This window comes from Capillimicrobium parvum, assembly GCF_021172045.1.
GTDB lineage: Bacteria > Actinomycetota > Thermoleophilia > Solirubrobacterales > Solirubrobacteraceae > Capillimicrobium > Capillimicrobium parvum.
The window spans coordinates 3,275,270-3,296,858 of the sequence record NZ_CP087164.1 but is presented as its reverse complement, the minus strand read 5'-3'; the positions used below and the strand labels follow the sequence as shown (position 1 = coordinate 3,296,858).

General features: G+C 74.1%; 25 protein-coding genes and 1 riboswitch. Of the genes, 11 read left to right on the top strand and 14 right to left on the bottom strand.

Annotated elements, in window-relative coordinates:
- Window positions 1-61: 61 nt before the first annotated feature.
- The gene (locus DSM104329_RS16125) at window positions 62-1,291 is read left to right on the top strand and encodes a cobalamin-independent methionine synthase II family protein (RefSeq protein WP_259310869.1); all 1,230 of its coding nucleotides are present in this window, start codon (window positions 62-64) and stop codon (window positions 1,289-1,291) included.
- 112 nt (window positions 1,292-1,403) lie between these two features.
- Window positions 1,404-1,784 (top strand): YidH family protein, encoded by a 381-nt coding sequence (locus tag DSM104329_RS16120; RefSeq protein ID WP_259310868.1) that lies wholly within the window; start codon window positions 1,404-1,406, stop codon window positions 1,782-1,784.
- Window positions 1,785-1,791: 7 nt separating this feature from the next.
- On the opposite strand, the gene DSM104329_RS16115 is transcribed toward DSM104329_RS16120, so the two are convergent.
- From DSM104329_RS16115 to DSM104329_RS16090, 6 genes are read right to left on the bottom strand one after another with little or no spacing between them, the layout of a single operon-like run.
- Window positions 1,792-3,312 carry a beta-1,3-glucanase family protein gene (locus tag DSM104329_RS16115; protein ID WP_259310867.1) on the bottom strand — a complete coding sequence of 507 codons (1,521 nt, stop codon included), beginning with the start codon at window positions 3,310-3,312 and terminating at the stop codon, window positions 1,792-1,794.
- A 27-nt stretch (window positions 3,313-3,339) separates the two neighbouring features.
- On the bottom strand, window positions 3,340-3,945 hold the full coding sequence (locus DSM104329_RS16110) for a hypothetical protein (protein ID WP_259310866.1): 606 nt from the start codon (window positions 3,943-3,945) through the stop codon (window positions 3,340-3,342).
- The gene (locus tag DSM104329_RS16105; RefSeq protein ID WP_259310865.1) at window positions 3,942-4,163 is read right to left on the bottom strand and encodes a ferredoxin; all 222 of its coding nucleotides are present in this window, start codon (window positions 4,161-4,163) and stop codon (window positions 3,942-3,944) included. The genes DSM104329_RS16110 and DSM104329_RS16105 overlap by 4 nt, the downstream gene beginning before the upstream one ends.
- Entirely contained in the window at window positions 4,160-5,398 is a 1,239-nt protein-coding gene (locus DSM104329_RS16100; RefSeq protein WP_259310864.1) for an NADH-ubiquinone oxidoreductase-F iron-sulfur binding region domain-containing protein, read from the bottom strand. Before DSM104329_RS16100 ends, DSM104329_RS16105 begins: the two co-directional genes overlap by 4 nt.
- The gene (locus DSM104329_RS16095) at window positions 5,395-6,453 is read right to left on the bottom strand and encodes a cytochrome b family protein (RefSeq protein WP_259310863.1); all 1,059 of its coding nucleotides are present in this window, start codon (window positions 6,451-6,453) and stop codon (window positions 5,395-5,397) included. The genes DSM104329_RS16100 and DSM104329_RS16095 overlap by 4 nt, the downstream gene beginning before the upstream one ends.
- Window positions 6,450-7,370, bottom strand: a complete 921-nt coding sequence (locus DSM104329_RS16090) for an FAD:protein FMN transferase (RefSeq protein WP_259310862.1) — start codon at window positions 7,368-7,370, stop codon at window positions 6,450-6,452. Before DSM104329_RS16090 ends, DSM104329_RS16095 begins: the two co-directional genes overlap by 4 nt.
- 460 nt (window positions 7,371-7,830) lie before the next feature.
- Between DSM104329_RS16090 and DSM104329_RS16085 the strand changes: the two genes are divergently transcribed.
- From DSM104329_RS16085 to DSM104329_RS16075, 3 genes are all read left to right on the top strand, one after another.
- A complete protein-coding gene (locus tag DSM104329_RS16085; protein WP_259310861.1) occupies window positions 7,831-8,814 on the top strand; it encodes a hypothetical protein in 984 nt (327 codons plus the stop codon).
- A gap of 102 nt (window positions 8,815-8,916) precedes the next feature.
- Window positions 8,917-9,070: riboswitch (cyclic di-AMP (ydaO/yuaA leader) on the top strand.
- Between the two features lie 7 nt (window positions 9,071-9,077).
- Window positions 9,078-9,848, top strand: coding sequence for a C40 family peptidase (locus DSM104329_RS16080; RefSeq protein WP_259310860.1), 771 nt, complete (start codon window positions 9,078-9,080; stop codon window positions 9,846-9,848).
- 321 nt (window positions 9,849-10,169) lie between these two features.
- Window positions 10,170-10,361 (top strand): hypothetical protein, encoded by a 192-nt coding sequence (locus tag DSM104329_RS16075; RefSeq protein ID WP_259310859.1) that lies wholly within the window; start codon window positions 10,170-10,172, stop codon window positions 10,359-10,361.
- A 22-nt stretch (window positions 10,362-10,383) separates the two neighbouring features.
- On the opposite strand, the gene DSM104329_RS16070 is transcribed toward DSM104329_RS16075, so the two are convergent.
- Entirely contained in the window at window positions 10,384-10,866 is a 483-nt protein-coding gene (locus DSM104329_RS16070) for an SRPBCC family protein (protein ID WP_259310858.1), read from the bottom strand.
- A 134-nt stretch (window positions 10,867-11,000) separates the two neighbouring features.
- Between DSM104329_RS16070 and DSM104329_RS16065 the strand changes: the two genes are divergently transcribed.
- From DSM104329_RS16065 to DSM104329_RS16055, 3 genes are all read left to right on the top strand, one after another.
- Window positions 11,001-11,810, top strand: coding sequence for a dienelactone hydrolase family protein (locus DSM104329_RS16065; protein WP_259310857.1), 810 nt, complete (start codon window positions 11,001-11,003; stop codon window positions 11,808-11,810).
- A gap of 68 nt (window positions 11,811-11,878) precedes the next feature.
- Complete coding sequence (locus DSM104329_RS16060) at window positions 11,879-12,322, top strand: hypothetical protein (protein ID WP_259310856.1); 444 nt, start codon at window positions 11,879-11,881, stop codon at window positions 12,320-12,322.
- Complete coding sequence (locus tag DSM104329_RS16055; RefSeq protein ID WP_259310855.1) at window positions 12,319-13,350, top strand: helix-turn-helix domain-containing protein; 1,032 nt, start codon at window positions 12,319-12,321, stop codon at window positions 13,348-13,350. The genes DSM104329_RS16060 and DSM104329_RS16055 overlap by 4 nt, the downstream gene beginning before the upstream one ends.
- Here the strand turns inward: DSM104329_RS16055 and DSM104329_RS16050 are convergent.
- From DSM104329_RS16050 to DSM104329_RS16035, 4 genes are read right to left on the bottom strand one after another with little or no spacing between them, the layout of a single operon-like run.
- The gene (locus tag DSM104329_RS16050) at window positions 13,279-14,367 is read right to left on the bottom strand and encodes an ABC transporter ATP-binding protein (protein ID WP_259310854.1); all 1,089 of its coding nucleotides are present in this window, start codon (window positions 14,365-14,367) and stop codon (window positions 13,279-13,281) included. The two genes, DSM104329_RS16055 and DSM104329_RS16050, sit on opposite strands and share 72 nt — an antisense overlap.
- The gene (locus DSM104329_RS16045; RefSeq protein WP_259310853.1) at window positions 14,304-15,152 is read right to left on the bottom strand and encodes an ABC transporter permease; all 849 of its coding nucleotides are present in this window, start codon (window positions 15,150-15,152) and stop codon (window positions 14,304-14,306) included. Before DSM104329_RS16045 ends, DSM104329_RS16050 begins: the two co-directional genes overlap by 64 nt.
- Complete coding sequence (gene modA / locus DSM104329_RS16040; RefSeq protein ID WP_259310852.1) at window positions 15,149-15,889, bottom strand: molybdate ABC transporter substrate-binding protein; 741 nt, start codon at window positions 15,887-15,889, stop codon at window positions 15,149-15,151. The genes DSM104329_RS16045 and modA overlap by 4 nt, the downstream gene beginning before the upstream one ends.
- Window positions 15,886-16,500, bottom strand: a complete 615-nt coding sequence (locus DSM104329_RS16035) for a hypothetical protein (RefSeq protein ID WP_259310851.1) — start codon at window positions 16,498-16,500, stop codon at window positions 15,886-15,888. The genes modA and DSM104329_RS16035 overlap by 4 nt, the downstream gene beginning before the upstream one ends.
- Window positions 16,501-16,816: 316 nt before the next feature.
- Between DSM104329_RS16035 and DSM104329_RS16030 the strand changes: the two genes are divergently transcribed.
- Window positions 16,817-17,218, top strand: coding sequence for a DUF1801 domain-containing protein (locus DSM104329_RS16030; RefSeq protein WP_259310850.1), 402 nt, complete (start codon window positions 16,817-16,819; stop codon window positions 17,216-17,218).
- A 29-nt stretch (window positions 17,219-17,247) separates the two neighbouring features.
- Here DSM104329_RS16030 and DSM104329_RS16025 read toward each other — a convergent pair whose 3' ends face one another.
- Entirely contained in the window at window positions 17,248-17,592 is a 345-nt protein-coding gene (locus tag DSM104329_RS16025; protein WP_259310849.1) for a hypothetical protein, read from the bottom strand.
- Between the two features lie 1,427 nt (window positions 17,593-19,019).
- Between DSM104329_RS16025 and DSM104329_RS16020 the strand changes: the two genes are divergently transcribed.
- Window positions 19,020-19,469 (top strand): ATP-binding protein, encoded by a 450-nt coding sequence (locus tag DSM104329_RS16020; protein ID WP_259310848.1) that lies wholly within the window; start codon window positions 19,020-19,022, stop codon window positions 19,467-19,469.
- Window positions 19,470-19,555: 86 nt separating this feature from the next.
- On the opposite strand, the gene DSM104329_RS16015 is transcribed toward DSM104329_RS16020, so the two are convergent.
- Window positions 19,556-20,338 (bottom strand): alpha/beta fold hydrolase, encoded by a 783-nt coding sequence (locus tag DSM104329_RS16015; protein ID WP_259310847.1) that lies wholly within the window; start codon window positions 20,336-20,338, stop codon window positions 19,556-19,558.
- A 49-nt stretch (window positions 20,339-20,387) separates the two neighbouring features.
- On the bottom strand, window positions 20,388-20,765 hold the full coding sequence (locus tag DSM104329_RS16010) for a YybH family protein (protein WP_259310846.1): 378 nt from the start codon (window positions 20,763-20,765) through the stop codon (window positions 20,388-20,390).
- Window positions 20,766-20,973: 208 nt separating this feature from the next.
- Between DSM104329_RS16010 and DSM104329_RS16005 the strand changes: the two genes are divergently transcribed.
- Window positions 20,974-21,486, top strand: a complete 513-nt coding sequence (locus DSM104329_RS16005) for a hypothetical protein (protein ID WP_259310845.1) — start codon at window positions 20,974-20,976, stop codon at window positions 21,484-21,486.
- The last annotated feature ends 103 nt before the right edge of the window (window positions 21,487-21,589 follow it).

Genomic DNA, 21,589 nt, shown 5'->3' with positions numbered 1-21,589 from the left:
GCGTCACGTGCAGTCAGCCCGCCGTCCCGTTCGGCGGGGGGTCGACGGATGGAGGACCAGGGTGAAGAGCAGCGACCGTATCCTCACCAGCCACGCCGGCAGCCTGCCGCGTCCCGAAGACCTCATCGAGCTCAACCGCAGGCGGCTCGACGAGGAGGACTACGACCAGGAGCAGTACGCCGAGGAGCTGCGCCAGGCCACGATAGACGTCGTCCGCCGGCAGGCGGAGACGGGCATCGACCTGCCCAACGACGGCGAGTACGGGCACACGATGGGCGCCAAGGTGGACTACGGCGCGTGGTGGAGCTACTCGTTCCAGCGGCTCGGCGGCCTCGGACTGTGGACGGACATGGGGCACGTGCCGTCGGCGCCGGCGGAGTCGACGATCCAGCTCAGCTCGTTCCCCGAGCGGCGCGACTGGAACCTCTTTGCCGAGGCCTACGCCGACCCGGACTCGGGCATCGCGGTCAAGGCCAAGTCCCGCGCGGACGACCCGGACCAGCCCGGCATGTCGCTGCCGGTCGTCGAGGGCCCGCTCACCTACACCGGGCAGGCCGAGGTGCAGCGCGACATCGCCAATATGAAGGCGGGCATGGAGGCGGCCGGGATCGACCACGGCTTCCTGTGCTCGGTCGGGCCGGGCAGCGCGTCGAGGATCGGCAACAAGCACTACAAGACCGACGAGGAGTTCGTCTGGGCCTGTGCCGAGGTGATGCGCGAGGAGTACCTCGAGATCACGAACGCCGGCCTGATGGTGCAGATCGACGAGCCGTCGTTCGCGGAGAACTGGGACCAGTTCGATCCGGCGCCGTCGGTCGAGGACTACCGCAGGTTCACCATGGTCCGTGTCGAGGCGCTCAATCACGCGCTGCGCGGGATCCCGGAGGAGCTGACGCGCTTTCACTGCTGCTGGGGCAGCTGGCACGGGCCGCACGTGACCGACATCGAGATCAAGGACATCGTCGACCTGCTCCTGCAGATCAACTGCGGCAGCTACTCGTTCGAGGCCGCCAACGCGCGCCACGACCACGAGTGGCGGGTGTGGGAGGACGTGGACCTGCCGGACGGCAAGGTGCTCGTGCCGGGCGTGGTGAGCCATGCGACCAACGTGATCGAGCACCCGGAGCTCGTCGCCGACCGCATCGCGCGCTACGCGAACGCCGTCGGGCGCGAGAACGTCATCGGCGGGACGGACTGCGGCCTCGGCGGCCGCGTGCACCCGATGGTCGCCTGGGCGAAGCTCGAGGCGCTGAGCGCCGGGGCGAAGCTCGCCACGCAGCGCCTGTTCTGACGAGCCGGGTCCGGCCCCGGGCGCCGTCCGCGGCGCGCCGCGGGCCGGGTCAGCGGTCGCGGCAGGGCCGGACTACCACGCCCGCTGCGCGACGTGGCATCGTCTGCGCGACATGTCTGAGCAAGCCGATCGGGCAGCCGACGCCGGCGATCCCACCGGGGACGCCACGCGCCGTACGCATCTCGCCAACGAGCGCACGCAGCTTGCCTGGTGGCGCACCGGTCTGACCTCGGTTGCCGTGGGCGTCGGGATCGGGCGCGTCGTGCCGGAGCTCGGCGGCGGCTCGCACGTCGCGTACGCGGCCATCGGCGTCGGGTACGTCGTCTACGGGATCCTGTTCGTCCTGGCCGGGACGTGGCGCCAGCGCCAGGTCGAGACCGCCGTGCTCGACGCGGGCTGGCGCGCGCAGGACCGGCGCGTCGTCATCGCGCTCACCGCGGCCGGCATCGTGCTCGCGGTCGCGACCGCGCTAATGATCCTCGTGGACTCCTGAGCGACGCTCAGCCGCGGCGCAGGGCGATCTTCGTCGTCGCGCGGTCGACGATGGCGCCCGGGCGGCGGACCGTGACGGTCATGCGCGCGTCGAGCTCGCCGTGCTCGGCCAGGTACGCCTGCGCGCGGGGCGTGAGCCGGACCTCGAGGGGGCGGCGCCGCCGGTCGTCGGCACCGGCCCGGCCGCGGGCGACCACGTCGTCGTCGAGCTCGCCGTCGGCGCCGGTGATCCTCACCGCGTGCTCGCCGCAGGCCGGCGGGCACGACACGCGCCCGACCGTCGCGGTGTCGTCGTCGCCGACCGTGACCGTCCGGCGCACGCCGAGGTCGTCGAGCATCGCGGCATCGGCCTGCGCATCGGAGCCGCCCTCGGCCTTCGACCCGTCGCCGACGATCGTCACCGTCAGCGTGCCGCGCGGGTCGATCGGGAGCAGGACCGTCTTGACGCTGCCGGTGTCGCTGTAGGCGAACCCGTACGCGTCGGTGAGGTCGCTGATGATGCTCGCGTACCCGTGGAACGCGGTGAACGCGGGCGCCGTGGCCCGCGCCGACGCGAAGCTCGGCTTGTTCCACCCCAGCGGGCAGTACCCGCGCGGGTCGGGGTTCGTGCACCAAGCGATCGTGTCGTTGCCGTATCTGCCGCCCCAGTAGCCCCACGCGAAGCCCGCGACCAGATCGCGGTAGACGGCGGAATACAGGTCGTTCGGGTCGGGCGGCCGGCGCGCCCCGCCGACGGTGTACGGGCCGGCGCCCGCGTAGATCGCGTCCGAGAGGGAGGCGCCCTGGACGGCGAGCGGCTGGCCGGGCGCGGACTGCCCGCCCTGCGGCGTCGTCGTGCCGGTGAGCGTGATCGAGCCGTCGGCCGCGAACGTGCCCGAGTAGGCGAAGGTCGTGAACGGCGCGCCGAAGAACGCGCCCTTGATCGTGATCCGCTGGCCGGCCATCGAGCGGACGTACGGGTCCAGGCTCGGGTACGTGCGCGGCGGGCTGAGCTGCGGCGAGCGGATCCGTGCCGTGCCGCCGCCGCTCGCCGGCACGGTCGCCGCCCTTGCGCCCGGGATCTTCAGCAGCGCGTTCATCACCGTCGCCGTGGCCGGCTCGGCGCGGGTCCCGAGCGCCGCTCCCGACGCGTTCTGGGAGCGCAGCTTGAACGGGATGCCGAAGAAGTCGACTGCGGTGAGGTTCGCCGTCGGCGCGGAGCCGGTCGTCGTGAACTCGACCTTGTCGTAGCGGATCGGTGCGGTCGGCGGCTCGGCGTTGGTCACCTTCGCGCCATAGGAGACGTAGAGCCGCCCGCTGGTGATGTCGCCGACCGTGAACTGCGAGCCGCCGATCGCGCTCAGCGGTACGCCGACGTCGTTGGGCAGCTTGCCGTCGCTGCTCGCGGCGCCGCTGAGCATGAGGAACACCGACCTGGCGTCGCGCCCGCTCTGGTTGTCGACCTTCACCGTGAGCCCGTGCGCCGGCGCGGCGACCGTCGCGCCGAGCAGCGCGGCGGCGCATCCCGCCGTGGCCATCCGTAGCCGCATGCGGGGAGTATGCCGACCGGCGCGGCGTCAGGCGCCCGACCCGTGCAGCCACGGGCCGAAGTGGCCCGCCAGGGCGATCGCCAGCGCCGAGCCGGCGACGAGCGCGCCGGCCACGATCGCGGCGCGGGCCGGCCGGCCCGGCAGCGGCGACGGCCGCAGCGCCCGCGGCAGGGCGGGCAGATGGCCGAGGACGTGCACGCCCATGAACGCGATCCACGCGATGAAGCTCGCCTTGTGCCACGGCAGCAGCGAGTCGCGGGAGGCCGGGCCCGCGAACAGGAGCGCCACGCCGGTGGCGAGGACCGCGGCGGTCGTCAGCACCACGAACGGCGCGAGGGCGCGCAGGATCGCGTGCGGCGGGCCGCGGCGCCGGTACGGCTCGCTGCCCAGGTAGTAGCGCGCGAAGCGCCAGCCGGTGCTCCCGACCTTGACCGCGACCGGCGGCACGAGGAGCAGCCCGACGAACAGGTGCACGGACAGCAGCGGGCCGAGGAAGAGGATCGTCACGCCCTCGATCGCGAGCAGGACGAGCAGGACGATCGCGACCGCGGCGGTAAGCCGCTCGTTGCCGGCCGGCCCGGCGACCGCCACCGTGCGCGCCGTGCCCGCACGCGCCGGGAGGCGGATGCTCATCGCTCGCCCTCGCCGTGCCGTGCGCGCTCGAGATGCAGCGCGAGGACGGGACAGGAAGCGACGGCCCGTCGGGCGTGCACGACGAGCTCAGCGGGAACCTCGCGATCGAGGATGATCGGATAGCCCCAGTCGTCGAGCGCGATCCCCTCCGGGAACAGCTCGGCGCAGAGTCCGTGGCCCCGGCAGGCGATCGGGTCCACGCGCAGCAGCCGGGTCATGCCGCCATCCCGATCGCGCTCGGCGTCTCCAGCACCGGCACGCGCGAGCATGCCGCGCACGGGCCGTGCCGCCGGTGGTCCTCGATCTCGGCCGCGAACAGGGCCAGGCCGCTGCGCACGAACCGCGCGACGCCGTCGGGCAGGTGGCAGGCGCCGCGTCCCTCGACCTGCCCCGTCCAGCGGGCGATCCGGCTCGTCGTGCGCTGGTCGGGCGTCCCCTCCTGGAGCGCCTGCAGCGCGCCGGCGATGGCCGCGAGACCGTGAACGCACGGGCCGCACTGGCCCGCGGACTCGCCGGCCAGCCAGCTCGTCGCCCGCGACAGCTCGGCGACCGGGCAGGCCGACTCGCCGAGGACGCACAGCACTCCGGAGCCGAGCGTCGCGTCGAGCGGCGCGTCCCAGGCGGCGGCCGTCGCCGACCACGCACCGAAGTATCCGCCGATCAGCACGCCGCGCGCCGGCTCGGTCGTTCCCCCCGCCGCGTCGGCGACGGCCGCGAGCGGCGTCCCCGTGGCGATCTCGTAGACGCCGGGCCGCGCGATCGCTCCGGTCAGCGTGACGAGCGCCGAGCCGGGGCGCGCGGCGCTGCCGAGGGCGCGGAACCAGGCTCCGCCGTGGCGGGCGACGAGCGCGAGGTGGGCAAGCGTCTCGGCGTTCTGCACCAGCGTCGGGCGCCCGCGCAGTCCGCGCTGTGCGGGACGCGGCGGCACCACCTGCGGCCGCAGCGGGCCGCCCCCGAGATGGCGCACCAGCGCGCTCTCCTCGCCGGCGAGATACCGGCGCGGGACGCCGGCGATCGTCACCCCGCGGGTGTCCGGCCGGTCGGCGACGGCATCCGCGAGCGAGGCGTGCGCCCGGCCTGCACCGGCGGGGATCGCCAGCACGATCTCGCGAGCTCCCACGGCCCGCGCCGCGGCCAGGGCGCCGTCGAGCACGAGGTGCGGCACCGCCTCGAGCAGCACGCCGTCCTTGCGGCTCAGCGGCTCGCTCTCGGCGGCGTTGACGACGACGATGGGCCGCCGTCCGCGCGCGACCGCCGCCAGCTTGCGCGCCGTCGGGTAGCCCGCGCCGCCGCGTCCGCGCAGGCCCGCCTCCGCCGTCGCGTCGATCAACGCGCCCGGAGCGCGTGCGTCGAGGTCGAGCGGACCGTGGACCGCGAGGTGCGCATCGAGGTCCAGGCGCACGCGCCGCGCGAGCCCGGCGGTCAGGCGGGGGAGGCCCCGGGCCGGGGTCACGACGACGCCACGGCGGTCGCCGGCTCGCCGGTCAGTCGGCCGCGGACCGTCCCGCCGCCCAGGTCCAGCACGAGTCGCAGGTGCAGGGCCCGGCCGTCGGGTGCGCCGACGAGGGACTCGAGGACGTTGCCGCGCAACGTCTGGATGCGGCCGGCGTAGGTGTGGCCGCGGCGCAGCGTCACGGCGCTCGAGCGCATCGCGACCCCGCCGCCGTCCAGCGGGTCGCCGGCGAGGCGCACGCGCACCTCGCCGCCGCCGTGCAGGTGCAGGGCCAGGTCCACGACGATCCGGCCGTCCGCGGTCTGCGCATCGCGCTCGGTGCCGCTGACCGTGGTGGAGAACGCCTGGGGGTTGTGGCGCGGCGGTGCCGGGACCGCGGCTGAGGCCAGCAGCGCGGGTGGCGTCCCGGCGCGGCGCGCCCAGCCTCGGGCGAGCGGCCCCTGGGCGAGCCAGATCGGCAGCGCGAGCAGGAAGGCGAGGGCCGCGGCGGCCGCCGCGCCGCGGACCGCCCGCGCGCCCGGACCCGCGCCCGCCAGCCGCACCGCCGCGGCGATGAGGGTCGCCGCCACGCACGCCGCCGTCAGGGCGAGCATCCAGGTCGAGCGGGCGTCGGTCCCGGTGCCGAGGCCGTGGACGACGGCGAGCGGCCAGCACGCGTAGGCCAGCCAGTGCACGGCGCGCCACGCCCGCGCCCCGAGTCGCAGGCGCAGCGCGCTCGTGATCGCGACGGCGGCCAGGATGTCGAACGCCAGCGCGCCCAGGCCGAGCCAGAGCGGCCGGTAGGACGAGGCGAACGGGATGACCGCGTCGGCGAGGCGGATCGGCGCGAAGGGATCCAGGACCGTGGTGGCGATGTGCACCGCCAGCAGCGCGAGGACCAGGAGGGACAGCGTCCGATGGGCCGACTCGACGAGCATCCGGGGGGCGCCCGCAGGCCGGCGCCGATCGGCGTGGAGGATCCCGAGCACGACGCTTGCGGTGAGGGCGATGAGCGCGGTCAGGCCTGTGCCGCGCGAGACGTACCACAGCGCCGAGGGCCCGGCGGCGGCGATCACGCCGCCCGCCTCTCGGCCGGCCAGTCGCCGACGGTCGTCACCGCTCCGCCGGCGGCCGCCACGAGGCGGGCCGGGAGCCCGGCTCCGGCCAGCCAGGACGCCGCGTCCTCGCCCTGGATGATGGCGGCGGTGCTCGCCGCGTTCGCTTCGACGCACGACGCGGCGGCGACCGTCGCCGTGCGCCACACCTCCCGCGCGGGAAGTCCGGTCGCGGGGTCGACGATGTGGTGCGCCGCGCCCGGCCCACGCCGCCAGCGACGCACGGTCGTGCTCGACGTCGCCACACCGCCCGAGCGGATCGCGATCGTCTGGCCGGGCGCGTCGGGCCCGGCGCGGTGGTCCTCGCACACGCGGACCCGCCAGCCGGCGGCCGGCGCGCGGCCCGCGACCGCCACGTCGCCGCCGAGCGCGACGAGGACGCCCGTCGCGCATCGCCGCGCGGCCGCGTGCGCGGCACGGTCGGCGGCCAGCGCCTTGGCGCTCGCGCCGAGGTCCAGCGTCACGCCCGGCGGGACGTGGACGGTGCCCGCGGTCCGGTCGATGGTCACGGTGCGCCAGCCGGTCACCCGCGTCGCGCGCAGGGGCGACGGATGCCCGGCGACCTGGGCGAAGTCGCGGTCGTAGCCGCAGACCACGACCGCCTGCCCCACCGTGGGATCGACGGCGCCGGCGGTCGCCGCGGCGCTCCAGAGGGCGGTCGCGATCGCCTCCATGAGGAGCTCGCTCACGGCGACGACGTGGCCGGCGCGGCGGTTGAGGCGCTGCAACTCGGAGTCGTCGCGGAAGCGGCTGCAGGCGGCATCCACGGCGGCGATGACCTCCGTGACCGCGGCGCGCGCGGCAGGGAGCGCCGGCGCGTCGGTCACGACCAGGGCGGTCGTGCCGAGCGCGGGCTCGCGGGCCGAGGCGGCGCTCACGACCCTCCCGATACGGCGGCCGGGGGAGCCGGATCGGGCGCCGGAGCCGGAGGCTCCGCGGGCGGCCGGGGCGCCGGAGGCGTTCCGTCGACGGAGGGAACCGGGTCGGGCGGCGGGACGGCGGGCGCCGTGGTCGCGGGCGCGGAGATGGGTCGCGCGGAGCTCGCGTGCCCCCGGACGGCGCGCGCCGCCAGGAGCGACAGGGCGGCCGCCAGCCCGATGCCGCCGACGGCCAGCGTGCGGGTCAGGCGGCGAGCGGTGCGCAGCGCTCGGTTGCGCGTTCGAACCGGGTCGCTGGCGGATGGTGGGCGCATGGTCGCTTCGCAGTGTGCCCCCGCGCTCGCCAACCTCGGGCCACGGCCGGGCAATGGTTCGGCAAAGGCCCCGGCGGCCGTTGACGCGGCGCCAACAGGCGCGCGCACGCCGTATGCTCCCCGGGACTCTTCGAGAAGGAGGACCCATGAGGATCCACGGACGGATCGCGACGGTGGCCATCGTGGCCGCCGGCGCCGCCCTTGCGGCGACGGGCTCGGCGAGCGCCGGCAGCCGCCATCACCTGCAGATGTACAAGGTCGAGCGGCAGGTCAGCCTGCAGCCCGGCCTGAACCCGGAGCAGACGCTGTCGTGCAACGGGGGCGACATCGCCACCGACGGCATGTGGCGCATCGACCAGGTCGACTACAACGCCCAGCTCGACGCCGCGACGGCGCCCCCGGGCGGCTGGAACCTCGCCAACGGCGTGACCGTGCTCTACGCGACGGCGTTCAACCCGGACCCGGCGAACGTGAGCACCTACCGTTTCTCGCTGCGCAACAACACGACGCATCAGGCGCAGGCCAAGCTGTTCGTCACCTGCCTCGGCAGCAGGACGGCGCCGGACACGCACTCCAACGACGTGCAGCTGTCGGGCTCCTTCCACGCCCGTAACTACGTCGGCGGGCCGGGCACCGTGACATCGAACCCGGCGGACATCGGCTGCGCCCCGGGCGAGGCGTTCATCGCCCCGAGCTGGAGCGTGGACCACGGCAGCGCCGAGCTGTTCGCCTCGCTGCCGACGAACGACCTGGCCGGCTGGACGTACGCGTTCTACGCGATGGAGCCGGGCACCGAGGTCAGCACCGGCGGCCGCTGCCTGAGGCTCAAGACCGGCGCGGCGGCGCCCGGTCCGCACGTCCACAAGCTGTTCGCCAAGAAGGTCACCGGTCCGACCGAGGCCTTCGACCGCGGCAACGGCATCTGGGACGTGCAGCTGAGCTGCGGCCAGCACGCGAAGGGCCTGGTCGGCGGCTTCGACGTCGGCAACGGGGGGACGTGGGACAACCACGGCCGCTGGTTCCTCGGCATGGACCCGCGGATCAAGGCGCGCACGTTCAAGGTCCAGGGCGGCGGCACGGGCGCGTTCGCGCTCGTCTGCTTCGACGACCGGACCGGCGAGGCGATCTGAGCCGGCGGCCGGCGGGGCCGCGCGCATGCGCGCGGCCCCGAGTGCCGGGGCGTCCACGCCGCTGTGTCGCAACTTCGCCGGGCCGCCGTTGTTGAGACAGCCGACACCACACTGCTGAACCGCCCCGCCGTGTTCCGGCGCCGGGGCGGGCGGGGGACCCATCGACGTATGGGGCGAATCCTGCCTACGGGCGGGTAGCGCGCCTCTTTCCGCGCGAGCCCGACAGCTCACCCCGCAAGCGCGAGCGAAAGAGGAGTCCGTTCATGCCTGCGTCCATCGCGCGCGTCCGCGCGCGCTCGCTGGCGGCTGCCCTGGCCGCCGGCGCCGTCCTCGCCGTCCCGAGCGCCGCCTCGGCGTCCTTCGGCGAGCGGCCCCTGCACGTCGGCATGCGCGGTCACGACGTCCGGGTGCTGCAGAGCTGGCTCACGCACATCGGGATCTCCACGCGGGTCGACGGCACGTTCGGACGGCGGACGGCCCGCAGCGTGCTGCGCTTCGAGCAGGGCCACGACGGCGTGGCCGACGCGCGCCTGAGCGTGGCCGAGGCACGCACCCTGCGCTCGCTGATCGAGCCCGGCCCGGCTACGACCGGCGGGCAGGCGCGCGTCGCGCCCGTCCCCACGGACACGGCGACCCTCGCGGCGGACGGCCGGACGGCGGTCGCCCCGGCGGGCGCCCCGCCCGAGGTCGTAGCGGTCGTCGCGGCGGCGAACCGGATCACCAGAACGCCCTACGTCTGGGGCGGCGGCCATCAGCGCTGGGAGGACCGCGGCTACGACTGCTCGGGAGCGGTCAGCTATGCGCTGCACGGTGCGGGGCTGCTGGACGTGCCGCTCGTCTCGGGCGCGCTCGCGCGCTGGGGCGACGCCGGCCCGGGCTCCTGGATCTCCGTGTACGGGCACGGCGGCCACGCCTACATGGTGGTGGCGGGCCTGCGCTTCGACACATCGGGCGCGGGGGAGAGCGGGCCGCGGTGGCGCCCGGCCGCCCGCTCGAGCTCCGGCTTCGCCGTCCGGCACCCGGCGGGTCTGTGACCCCCTCGCCACCCGGCCCGCAGCGTGGACTCCGCCGGGCGCTGCGCTAGCCTCAAATGCTGATAGTCACGTTCTGGTGCTTTGCCTCCTCCCACCGCGTGGCCCTATTCCCCGGAGGCGGTTTCAGGAGCGACACGTGGCCACACCGCCGAGGTTCTCTTCCCCCAGCAAGCGCCAGACGCCCGCCGAGATGAGCGAGAAGTACAAGGCGGCGCAGGATCAGCTCAAGCAGGACGCCGCCGACCGCCGCGCCGCGGCCCCCCCGCGCGAGCCGCGGGCGTCGCGCCCGCGCGCCCGTGGGTGACGCTGGAGCGCCATCTCGTGGATGACGCGGCGCTCGAGCAGCTGCGGGCCGACGCGCGCCACCGCCGCGAGCGCGCCGACCTGTACCGCGCGAAGGAGTACGGCGGCCGGCCGACGCGGCCGGGGCGCCTGCGCGAGCTCGAGCGCGAGGCGCAGCGCGCCGAGGAACGGCTGGCGCACGCGCTGAGCGAGCGGGCGCGCGGTCGCTGACGGACTCGCCTGACCGGGCCGGTCAGGAGGCGCTGCCCGGTGGCGCGGCGTCCGCGGGAACGTGCTCCTCGACGGCCCGCTTGATGGCGCCGGCGAAGTCGTCCGCGGTCCTGCGCGCGGCCCTCAGCGCGAGCGGAGCGAACAGCTTGCCGAGCCCGTGGCCCTCGAACGTGTTGAACACCGTCAGCCGCGTGGCCCCGTCTCCGGCGCGCACGAGGTCGTAGCCGCCGTCAGGCACGGTGACGAGGTTCTTGGACCGCTCGGTCCACCGCAGCCGGACCGGACGTTCGAACGCCGTGTAGGCGAACTCGCGCTTCGTCGTCATGCCGGCGTCCTTGACCGTGCTGCGGAACACGGTGCCCGGCCCGACGGGTCCGTCGGTCGCCTGGGCGATCTCCTGCACGCGCGGGCTGAACGTGCGGTCGTTGACCCCGGCGGCGAGCCAGTCGAACACCGCCTCGATGGGGCGGTCGATCGTCACCGTCGCCTGGTACCGGCCGGCCATCGCGGCCTCCTCGCGGTTGGGGGCACCCGTCCTATCACGTCGCACCCACCAGGGGCGAGTCCTCGCACCCCGGACGACCTCCCGGCGCGTCGCGAAGTACGTTGCCGGAGCAACCTCACGAGGAGATCCCCGCGATGTGCTTCGAGTTCGACGCCCTGCCGCCCCGCGTGCCCGAGGATCGGGTGATTCCGCGCCTGGCCGGCGGCGCCGCCGCTGAGCGGTTGACGCTGCACAGCGCCGACGGCACGCCGTTCGCCGCCGCGCTTGCCGAGTGCCCCGACCCGATCGGCGGGCCGGCCGTGATCATCCTGCCCGACGTGCGGGGCCTGTACCGGTTCTACGTAGACCTCGCGGAGCGGTTCGTCACCGCCGGCTACCACGCGCTCGCCATCGACTACTTCGGCCGCACCGCCGGCGACGCGGAGCGCGACGACGAGTTCGACTACATGCCGCACACGATGCAGACGACGCCCGCGCAGGTGCAGGCCGACATCGCCGCCGCACGCGACGCGCTCGCCGAACGCACCGGCGCGACGAGCTTCGTCACGCTCGGCTTCTGCTTCGGGGGCGCGCAGTCCGACCTGGCCGGCGCCAACCCCGAGCTCGGCCTCGACGCTGTCGTCAGCTTCTACGGGACGCTCGACCCGGGGCGCTTCGGGATCGACTCGCCCGACTTCCCGGCGCCGCTGCGCCACGCCGACCAGATCCGCACCCCGCTGCTCGCGCTGTTCGGCGGCGCCGACGACCACATCCCGCCGGCGGACATCGAGAAGTTCGACGCGGCGCTCACGCGCAACGGCGTCCCGCACGAGATCGTCTCCTACCCCGGCGCGCCGCACTCGTTCTTCGATCGCGCGTTCGACGAGCACGCGGAGGCGTCGGCGGACGCGTGGCGGCGCGTGCTCGACTTCCTGGGCAAGGTCGGGGCGCCCGCGGCCGGCTGACCGGGCACGCTCTTGCATGCTGGTCGGCGATGCCGGTTTCCTGTCGCCGACCGGCTACCGTGACGCAGGTGAAGCGCGCGTGGCTGCTGTTGCTCGTCCTGCCCGTCCTGCTCGCCGGTTGCGGCGGCGGCGCCTCGAGCGCCCCGGCGCCACCGACGAACGAGTCGGCGCGCGCGCCGCTGGCCCAGGAGCAGCGCCGCCCCGGTGAGATCGTCGTCCGCGGCGAGGCGTCGCCTGCGGAGAAGGGACCGGTCGCACTCGACGGCCGTTACGAGGTCCGCTTCCAGCAGATCGCTCCCGAGAACCCGGACCTCGACTTCGCGCAGGAGACGCCGTTCGTCGCGCGCCTCGAGCCGCCCGGCGGCCGGGGCCGGGCGATCAAGCTCTTCCGCACCGCCGCGGCGGACGGGCGGACGGTGGTGCGCGCGAGCGGCCGCTGGCGGATCGTCGTCGACTACGGCGACTTCCCGTTCGTGCTGCGGATGACCCCGATACAGGGAGGCACGCCATGAAGCGCGATGCCGGCGACGTGAGGGACTCCGAGCGGCTGCGGCGCGCCCGGACGCGGGCCGGGCTGACCCAGGCGGCGCTCGCGGAGCGCACGGGCGTCAGCCGGCAGGCGATCGCCGCGATCGAGACCGGCCGGCACGCCCCGTCGGTCACCGCGGCGCTGGCCCTCGCGCGCGTGCTCGGCGGCACGGTGGAGGAGCTCTTCGGCGCGCCCGGCGACGCGCCGGCGATCGTCGGCGCTCCGCCCGAGGACGGCGCCGCGCTCCGCATCGGGCGCGTCGGGGCGCGGCTGGTGGCGGGCGCCCCCGCCGACGTCCCGGTGAGCGCCGGCGGCTGGGCGACGTTCGACGGCCGCTGGCACGACGGCGCGATCGAGCTGCACGCCGAGGTCGACCTCGACCGGCTCGTCGTGGTGGGCTGCGATCCGGCGCTGGCGATCGTCGAGGCGCTGCTCGAGCGCCGGGGCGGGCACGCGGTCACGCCGCTGTCGGCCCCGACGGGCGAGGCCGTCCGCGCCCTGGCGGCCGGCCACTGTCACGCGGCGGTCGTCCATGGCCGGCGCGACGCGCTGCCCGCTCCGCCGGTGGCCGTGCGCCGCTACGGGTTCGCCCGCTGGCAGGTCGGCCTGGGGGTTGCCGGCCGGCGCCGCGCCAGCCCGCTCGACCAGATCTCGGCCGGCCGGCTCGGTGTGGTCGGGCGCGACGCCGGCGCCGCCAGCCAGCAGGCGCTCGACCGCGCGCTCGGCGACGCGACGGCCAAGGTCGTGGCCCGGGCCGGCGGCCATGTCGACGCGGCGCGCAAGGCGCTCGCGCTCGATGCGGCGGCGGTGACCATGGAGACGGCGGCGCGCGTCTTCGCCCTGGACTTCACCGCCCTCGAGGAGCACGAGGTCGAGCTGTGGGTCGCCGAGGCGTGGGCGGAGCATCCGGCGGTCGAGCCGCTGCTCGACACGATCGCCTCACGTGGGTTCGCCGGCCGCCTCGGCGCGCTCGGCGGCTACGACGTCGGCGCTGCGGCCGTTCGCCGCTGACGCGGCGAGCAGGACCGGCGTGCCGGTGAGCAGCAGCGACGCGCGGTCGCCGACCGCCAGCGCCGCCGCATCGGCCTCCTCGCACTCGGCGGCGAGCTCGCCGACCCGCGTGTGGACGCGTCCCCGGGTCGACGACACGGCGCTGACCTGGCCGCGCGCGACGACCGGCTCGTCGGGGCCGGCGTCGCCGGCGACCGGCCGCAGGTCCCACGGGTAGACGGCGAGGCGGACCGGACCCGAGACGCTCCTGGCCGGCAGGACCACCAGCCCGCCGCCGTCCAGGCGCACCTGCGCGCCGCCGCCGGCCGGCTCGGCGTGCCCGTGGAGCACCCGGCCGCCGAGGAACTCGACGACGAACTCGTCGGCGGGGTCGGCGGCGAGGTGCGCGGGCGTCCCGATCTGCACGAAGCGCCCGGCGACCATGACGGCCAGGCGGTCGCCGAGCGTGGCGGCCTCGTCGAAGTCGTGGGTGACGACGATGGTCGGGACGCCGGCGGCGTGAAGGACCTCTCCGAGCTCGTCGCGGACGGCCCGCCGGGTCGCGGCATCGAGCGCGGAGAGCGGTTCGTCGAGCAGGAGGACGTCGGGGTCGCGGGCCAGCGCACGGGCCAGCGCCACCCGCTGGCGCTCGCCGCCCGACAGGCGCGCAGGGTGCTCGCCGGCCAGGCCGCGGATGCGCAGCCGGTCGAGCAGCTCGTCGATGTCGCGCCGGGCCCCGAACGAGACGTTCTTGCGCACCGTCATGTGCGGGAACAGCGCGTAGTCCTGGGGCACGAGCCCGACCGACCGGCGTTCCGGCGCGACGTCGACGCGCCGGTCGGCATCGAACCACGTCGCATCGCCCACGCGAACGTGGCCCCGGCTCGGCGTCACGAGCCCGGACAGGCCGCGCAGGACCGTCGACTTGCCGGCGCCGGACGGTCCCACGACGGCGACCGTCTCCCGCCCGACGGTCAGACCGACGTCGACGGAGAAGTCGCGAAGCGGGACGTGGAGCTCGAAGTCGAGCGTCGCCATGACACGATCATCTTGTATGCGAGCAGCACGGCGGCGCTGAGGACCACCATCAGGATGCCCAGGGCGAGGGCGACGTCGAAGTTCGTCTCGAGCTGCTCGTAGATCGCCAGGGTCATCGTCTGCGTCTCGCCGCGCACGTTGCCGGCGAACACGATGGTGGCGCCGAACTCGCCGACGCCGCGGGCGAACGCGAGCACCCAGCCGGCGACCAGCCCGCCGGCGGCGAGCGGCAGGACGACGCGGGCGAAGCGCCGCGCGGGCCCCGCGCCGAGCGTGCGCGCGGTGTCGATCAGGCCCGGGTCGACGCTCTCGAACGCCGCGATCGCCTGACGCAGGTAGAACGGGCTGGCGACGAACACGACGGCGAGCACGACCGCCCACTCGGTGAACGGCAGGACGATGCCCGCGTCCGCGAGGTCGGACCCGAGCAGCCCGCCGGCCCCGAACGCGGCGAGCAGCGCGATGCCGGCCACCGCGGGCGGCAGCACCAGCGGGAGCTCGGTGAGCGTGACCACGAGCGAGCGGCCCGGGAAGCGCCGGCTGGCGAGCACCCAGGCCGTCGGGGTCCCGAAGGCGATGATGAGCACGTTGGCGATCGCGTTCGTGCGGGCGGTCACCGCGATGGCGTCGCGCACGGCGGGGTCGCGCAGGAGGCTCGGAACCTGGCCGAGCGGGACCTCGGTGAACAGCGCGACGAGCGGGATCGCCAGGAACGCGAGCGCGATGCCGACCGCGAGGGCCAGCACCGCGCCTCCGGCCCGCTCGCCGAGCGTGTGTCGCCTCATCCGCGCGGCGGCACCCCGAACCCGGCCGAGCGCAGGACCGCGCGGCCCCGGTTGGAGCGGGCCTGGCCGATGAACCGGTGCGCCCCGGCGCTGTCGGCGCCGTCGCGCTGGACGACGCACATCTGGTAGCGCACCGGCGGCTGAGCCCAGCGCGGGAGCGTCAGGATCGAGACGCGATCCTTCGCGGAGCGGCCGTCGGTGATGTACGCGAACCCGGCGTCGGCGGACCCGAGCGCGACCTTCGCGGTGATGTTCGCGACGTTCGTCTCCTGGCTGACCGTGTTCGAGCTCAGGATGCTCGACAGGCGCATGCGGGCCAGGAGGTTGCGCGTGTAGTCGCCGATCGGCACGCCCGGCGTGCCGACGGCCAGCCGCCGGCCGCCCTCGCGCAGGGTGTAGACCGAGCGCACCTTGCCCGGGTTGCCCTTCGAGATGAGCAGCACGAGGGTGTTCGTCGCGAAGGTGACGGGCCGCGAGCAGCGGCCCTCGCGGAACAGCGCCTGGGCTTCCTGGGGGCTGGCCGAGGCGAACACGTCGGCGGGGGCGCCGCGCTCGATCTGGGCCTGCAGGGTGTTGGACCCGGCGAAGTTGAACGTCGCGTTGCGCTGGATCTCGGGGACGGCGTCGCGCAGCGAGGAGGCCGCATAGACGGTCAGGGCCTGGGCGGGTGCCGCGAACGCCACGACGGCGGTCCCGGTGGCGAGCGCCGCGCACAGCATCTTCGTGCGGCGGGTCATGGGAGGTTCTCCTGGTCGGGGGCGTCCGGCTGGGACAGGTAGCGGTCGAGCAGTTGACCGGCGACGTCGAGGTCGACGCCGGCCGGCAGTCCGCCCACGGTCCTGTCGCCGGTCAGCCGGTGCAGCATCGAGAGCTGAGCGGTGTCGGCCGAGACCACGCGCGTGAGCAGCAGCCGTGTGCCGGGGTCGGCGACGAACGGCGCGCCGCCGACGAGCGTCTGGACGATCAGCCGCTGCAGGCCGACGCCGCGCTCGAGCCCGCCGTGGCGGGTGCGCAGGGCGTTCTTCGGGAAGACGGCGACGTAGCCGCCGGGCTGGGGCGCGTCGGCGCCGAGCGCGAGCTCGAGCTCGAGCTGCATCGTCGTGCTGCGCTTCGCGGCGATCGCCTTGACGACGAGCGCGCGCTCGGCCGGCCGCAGCCAGCGCGCGTCGCGCATGTCGCGCAGGTAGGTGAGGTTCACGCGCTCCGCGACGGCGGCGAACTGGAGGTAGCCGACGTCGTCGCCCTGGGGCGCAATCGGCGGCGGCGCTGCGTGCGCGGCGCCGGAGGCGGCGCCGAGCATGACGATGGTGGCCCCCGCGATGCAAAGGGTGTTCTTGAATCCTGTCATCGGGCTCCTCTTTCCTGGCCTGGAACCCTAACGCTTTTCGGCGAGCCCGTTCTCCGGAGTTGGACGACCTCGAGTACGACCTGAGCGCACACGACCTCGGCCGGCGCATCCGGGTGACCGTCACGGCGGCGAACGCGATCGGCGGCGGGATGCGCGACAGCAACGCGACCTCGCGATCGGCCTCCCGGTGGCAGGGGCGCGGCCGAGGATCACCGGCATACTGCAGCCGGGGGAGACGCTGTCGTCCACGACGGTCGGGTGGAGCGGCGGGCTACTGTGACGATCTCGCGACAGCGTCCACGAGGAGGCGACAGTCATGAAGAGGAAAGATTCGACGGAGGGAACGACTGACTCGCCCTCCCAGCTGATCGACGCGAGGATCCGTGAGCTGGGTGATTGGCGTGGTGACACCCTCGCCCGGATCCGAGCGCTCATCAAGCAGGCCGACCCGGACATCGTCGAGGAGTGGAAGTGGCGAGGGGTTCCGGTGTGGTACCACGCCGGAATGGTCTGCACCGGCGAGTCGTACAAGAGCGTCGTGAAGGTGACGTTCGCCAAGGGCGCCTCGTTGGAGGACCCGTCAGACCTCTTCAACTCCAGCCTCGAAGGCAACACCAGGCGCGCCATCGACTTCCATGAGGGCGAGGAGATCGACGAGAAGGCGTTTCAGGCGCTCATTCGCGCCGCCGTGGCATTGAACGAGTCCTCGGGCCGCTGATCCTCCTCGATCTTGCAGGGCGACGGCTTTCAGAGCTGTCGGGACGACCACAGCACGGCGGCGAGCACGACCGAGACGAGCCCCACCACGAGCCCGGTGATCCATCCGGCCGCGTCCTGGGAGACCATGATCGCGCCGATGACGACAGCGATGCCGACGATCCCGCCAGTGGCAACCATGCGCATCAGCGGCGCCTCGAGCGGGATTCGCTTGCGGCGGCTGGGAATCATCACGCCGGGGTGTTCCGCGGAGGCGTTGCGGCGTCCCTCTCGCTCCGAACGGCGGTTCTCGCGCTCGACGTTCGGGTCTGCCGATCTCGTGGGGACGATCGGCGATGGGTCGCCGGTCGGGTCGATGGGAGGCTTGGTCTGCATGAGCGACCTTTCCAGGCACGGCATCGCGTCGGCGGAGCTCGTGCTCCTCGTTGAGGTGGCTCCCTCGTCGCCTCGGGGACGAAACTGTCCGTGAGGTCGCCGTTCGGCTTTGGCCGGCGGTGCAGCGCGAGTGCTTCGCGGAAGCGGTGAAAGGGGCCGTGTAGGACTATTCTAGTGCCGATTGGCACGAGATCCCGTCGGGCAGTCGCGCGGCGCGCCCGCTTGCTCGTCGGGGTCCAACCCACCGTGAGTTGGGAGCCAGGGAGTACACTGAAACGAGCAGGTCTTTTTTCGCTCCTGCGAAGCGACTTCGCGCAGAGCACCGCGGCCAAGCCGAGCAGCGGATCTCACGGACAGTTTCGTCCCAGCGACGGAAGAGCCGTCTGTCATACGCAGTTCGATGCCGCGGACATCACGTGCCGCGCCCATGAAGACCGAGGAGCGCTGAGCCATGCGCAGACGCCACTTCCCACGCCTGTGCCGGTCGTGCCAGGCACCGCTGGCCCGTCAGGAGAGTTCCTGCTGGCACTGCGACACCGTGTGCGCGTCCGAGGCCGAGCCGCGAACGCACCTGCGCGTCATCGCCGGCGGTATGGCCACGCAGGCCACGCAGGTTCCAGCGGCCGCCGTGACGGCCGGGGCGGCCGGACATGGCGGGTCAGCCGGCGCGGCGCCATGGACCTGGACCGGTCAGTGAACGAGCGCGCCTCGTCGGGCGCTCGCGCTGTCGAAGGCATCCAGTGAGCGATCAGCATCTCCGTGTCCTGCGCCAGGTCGCGAGGGCCGCTCGCGCGCGACTTCGCCAGGACCAGGTTGGGGGACCGCCGACGAGCTCTGAGCAGGCCGAGCGCCGGGCAGGCCTGGTGAAACGCGCAATGCGCACAGCGCAGCACCTGCACAGCGCCGAGACCCGGCGCGACCGACCACGTGGGCAGCGGCAGCGCTCCGGGCTCGAGCCGGGCCGCGACACCGACCATCCGCCGGCACCGGCGCCGGAGGCCGCTGAGCTGCAACGGGGAAGCGACGGAGTCCTGCGGTCCCCGCCGCCGTGATCGCCTACTGACCGAGGCGATGGCGGCGGCGGGGCATCGGGGCTCCGGGCAGACATCAGGCCGGCGGGCACGCAGCCCGCCGGATCAACGGCGTCGGCCCGGCACCGACAGCTGGGCGGACGGAGGGAGGCAGTGCGATGCTGGACAGCGCGAGACAGCGCCGGCGCGACCTCGGGAGGCGGCACGCCTGCATGGCCAGTGCGGCCGTCACGGGCGCCCGACCGACGACGTGCCCGTCAGCGGGCGGGAGATGAACCCGCGCGCTCATGCCACAGCGGGAATCGGAAGATCGTTCCTGCGGCGGGCGGCGCGCTCGCCCTTGGATCGGACAGGCGCGCTGGGACAAGCCCGCTCTGGACAGGACAGGGAACCGCGATGACCCTTGAGGTCGGGACGCTCACCGACGGCGCCCGCGGACTCGACCGCAGCTTCGCCGCTGAGCCGGCCAGCGCCACTCAGGCGCGGCGGGTGCTGACCGGATGGCTTCGTGAGCAGTTCCTCGGCCAGAACCGGATGATCGGCGACATCGCCCAGGCGGTGTCCGAGGCATGCAACAACGCTGTTGTCCACGCGTACCGGACAGGCGACCGGAGCCCGGACCGCAAGGCGTTCCGTGTCGTCGCCGAGCGCAACGGCACAGCGGTCAGCGTGACCGTCAGCGATGACGGCGACGGCATGGCACCACGCTCGGACAGCCCCGGCCTCGGGCTCGGCCTTCCCCTGATCGTGACCCTGAGCGACGACGTCGAGATCTCGCCCCCCTCCTTGGGGACGGGAACCGTCGTGGCCATGCGGTTCTCCGGCGCTCGCGACCGAACGCATTGATCGGAATCGCGCCCCGCCGCCCATGACCGGGTATGGCTCGGACATCCCGAGCGCGCCCGACAGGGTTCGCACCTGTGACCTCCGTCTCACGGACGGGCGGCGAGGAACTCGCGCACCGCTGTCGTCCAGGCGTCAGGCTGCTCCCAGAACGTCATGTGGCCGGTCGGCAGCCAGCGGAGCTCCGCCGCGGGGATGGTCTGCGCCAGCCGCTGTGACAGCGTCGGCCGGGTGAGGATGTCGTGCTCTCCGCCGATGATCAGCGTGGGCGTCCTGAGGCTCGCCAGGCGATCCAGCGCCTCGTGGCGCTGGCAGGCGCGCGCGGCCGCCCGGAAGCCGTCGAGGCTGGGAAGGGGCGCGTCCAGGAACTCGTCGATCGTCTGCGGGTGGTCTGTCAGATGGTCGGCGGAGAAGCAGAACAGGGCAAGCTGGAAGAGCAGGTCGCGCCCCGAGCCCCGGCCCGCGAGCTCGATCCAGTGCTCCAACAGACCGGTGAGCCAGCGGTCGCGCTCGGCCCAGGTGTTGCTCAGCACGAGGCGATCGACGTCGTCCGGATACGCCAGCACCCATTCCTGGCAGATCGCGCCACCCATCGACGATCCGGCGGCGTTGACGCGCCCGAGCCCGAGCTCCGACACCAGACCGTGTACGTCCTCGGCCATCTCGGCGGTCGAGTACGGGCCGGGGGGAATCGGGCTGCGTCCGATCCCCCGGTTGTCGAACGTGATCACGCGGTGCGACCGCGCGAGAACTGCCGCCGGACCCGCCCAGGAGTCGTGGTCGTCGCCGAGGCCGGCCACCAGCACGATGGCCGGGGCGTCGGTCGGCCCGCGCTGCTCGATGAGGAAGTCACCGCGTCGGGTGGCGATCATCTCGGCCATCCGGAGCCTCCGTCACCCGTGCCAGGCCTGCGCGGAGCTCCTACTCCACCGAGTTGTGCCACATGTCGACGGTGCACTTCCACGACCCGTCCGACTGGAGCCGGTAGGCCTCGTGCGTCACGCCGGGAGCGCTCTGATCTCCCATGTGCGCGACATACGTGCCGATCAGGTACCCCATGTCATCGCCGGCCACGGTCTGGATGACATCCAGGTCGAACCGTAGCCCGGCGTTCCTCCACAGCTCGTCGAAGTAGCTGCAGATCGCCGCGCGGCCCTCGATGGGATCTCGGCCGGGCGGCAAGGCGACCGCATCCTCGGCGTAGAACCACTGCCCCAGCTCGTCGAACTTGCCCGCGTTGAAGAGGACGGGGAACTGTGCCCGCACCGCCTTGATCGCGTTCGTGCCGGACTCCGCCATCGTCGCCCCTTCCGGAAGCCGTCGGACGGGCGCGAGTATCGCAGACATCAGGGCGGCCGGCGGCGAGAATGTCAACGCGCACGCGTCCGCGCGCCGCGTCACGGCCGCGAGGTCGGGTGCGCCGGCACGCCGGCTGCGGGAGATCGAGCAGGATCGCGCTCGACGCTGCACGTTGCCTCGGGCGCCCGACCCGTATTGAATGGTCCGCATGGCCAGCTTGAGCAGCGCCGTATGGGTCGTGAAGAGGGCCTTTCTGATTCGCGGTCGTCGGCGCGCGACCTGGCAAAGCGTGGCGTTCGCCAGCGCGTTGCTCGGCGCCGCCACGGGCCTGCGAAGCCAGTTGGGCGTCGCGAGCGTGATGGTGCTCGAGGAGCCGGGCCTGCCTCGGGTCTTTCGCCACAGGTGGAATCGACGCCTGACGGTGGCGGCCGCCGCGGGCGAGCTCGTGGCCGACAAGCTTGCGTCGACTCCCAGCCGCCTGGAGCCGCCGGCGTTCACCAGCCGTCTGGTGCTGGGGGCGCTCGCCGCGGCGCTGCACGCGCGCACGCGCAACGCACCGTGGGTCCACGCCGCCGCGATCGGCGCCGGCGTCGCCGCGGTGTCCGCTCGGCTCGGTCATGACGTGCGCGCCGGGTTCGACAAGCATGTGCCCGACCCGGTCGTTGCCGTCGCCGAGGATGGGGTGGCGATCGGCCTGGCCGTCGCGGGCGCCACTCGGTAGTCGCGGCTCGCTTCCCACGCGCGCAGGCCGATCCGCCGTGCACCTGACTCCACCAAGCTGGGGGTGGGTCCACGGCGATCTTCTCACGGCTTGGCGATTCAGA

Bases quoted from the DNA above. Each gene is read 5' to 3' on its own strand.
- DSM104329_RS16030 (WP_259310850.1), top strand. From the start codon at position 16,817: ATGAAGAGGAAAGATTCGACGGAGGGAACGACTGACTCGCCCTCCCAG.
- DSM104329_RS16065 (WP_259310857.1), top strand. From the start codon at position 11,001: ATGTGCTTCGAGTTCGACGCCCTGCCGCCCCGCGTGCCCGAGGATCGG.
- DSM104329_RS16020 (WP_259310848.1), top strand. From the start codon at position 19,020: ATGACCCTTGAGGTCGGGACGCTCACCGACGGCGCCCGCGGACTCGAC.
- DSM104329_RS16105 (WP_259310865.1), bottom strand. From the start codon at position 4,163: ATGACCCGGCTGCTGCGCGTGGACCCGATCGCCTGCCGGGGCCACGGA.
- DSM104329_RS16050 (WP_259310854.1), bottom strand. From the start codon at position 14,367: ATGGCGACGCTCGACTTCGAGCTCCACGTCCCGCTTCGCGACTTCTCC.
- modA (WP_259310852.1), bottom strand. From the start codon at position 15,889: ATGACCCGCCGCACGAAGATGCTGTGCGCGGCGCTCGCCACCGGGACC.
- DSM104329_RS16120 (WP_259310868.1), top strand. From the start codon at position 1,404: ATGTCTGAGCAAGCCGATCGGGCAGCCGACGCCGGCGATCCCACCGGG.
- DSM104329_RS16080 (WP_259310860.1), top strand. From the start codon at position 9,078: ATGCCTGCGTCCATCGCGCGCGTCCGCGCGCGCTCGCTGGCGGCTGCC.
- DSM104329_RS16045 (WP_259310853.1), bottom strand. From the start codon at position 15,152: ATGAGGCGACACACGCTCGGCGAGCGGGCCGGAGGCGCGGTGCTGGCC.
- DSM104329_RS16025 (WP_259310849.1), bottom strand. From the start codon at position 17,592: ATGCAGACCAAGCCTCCCATCGACCCGACCGGCGACCCATCGCCGATC.
- DSM104329_RS16015 (WP_259310847.1), bottom strand. From the start codon at position 20,338: ATGATCGCCACCCGACGCGGTGACTTCCTCATCGAGCAGCGCGGGCCG.
- DSM104329_RS16055 (WP_259310855.1), top strand. From the start codon at position 12,319: ATGAAGCGCGATGCCGGCGACGTGAGGGACTCCGAGCGGCTGCGGCGC.
- DSM104329_RS16085 (WP_259310861.1), top strand. From the start codon at position 7,831: ATGAGGATCCACGGACGGATCGCGACGGTGGCCATCGTGGCCGCCGGC.
- DSM104329_RS16070 (WP_259310858.1), bottom strand. From the start codon at position 10,866: ATGGCCGGCCGGTACCAGGCGACGGTGACGATCGACCGCCCCATCGAG.
- DSM104329_RS16115 (WP_259310867.1), bottom strand. From the start codon at position 3,312: ATGCGGCTACGGATGGCCACGGCGGGATGCGCCGCCGCGCTGCTCGGC.
- DSM104329_RS16035 (WP_259310851.1), bottom strand. From the start codon at position 16,500: ATGACAGGATTCAAGAACACCCTTTGCATCGCGGGGGCCACCATCGTC.
- DSM104329_RS16110 (WP_259310866.1), bottom strand. From the start codon at position 3,945: ATGAGCATCCGCCTCCCGGCGCGTGCGGGCACGGCGCGCACGGTGGCG.
- DSM104329_RS16010 (WP_259310846.1), bottom strand. From the start codon at position 20,765: ATGGCGGAGTCCGGCACGAACGCGATCAAGGCGGTGCGGGCACAGTTC.
- DSM104329_RS16005 (WP_259310845.1), top strand. From the start codon at position 20,974: ATGGCCAGCTTGAGCAGCGCCGTATGGGTCGTGAAGAGGGCCTTTCTG.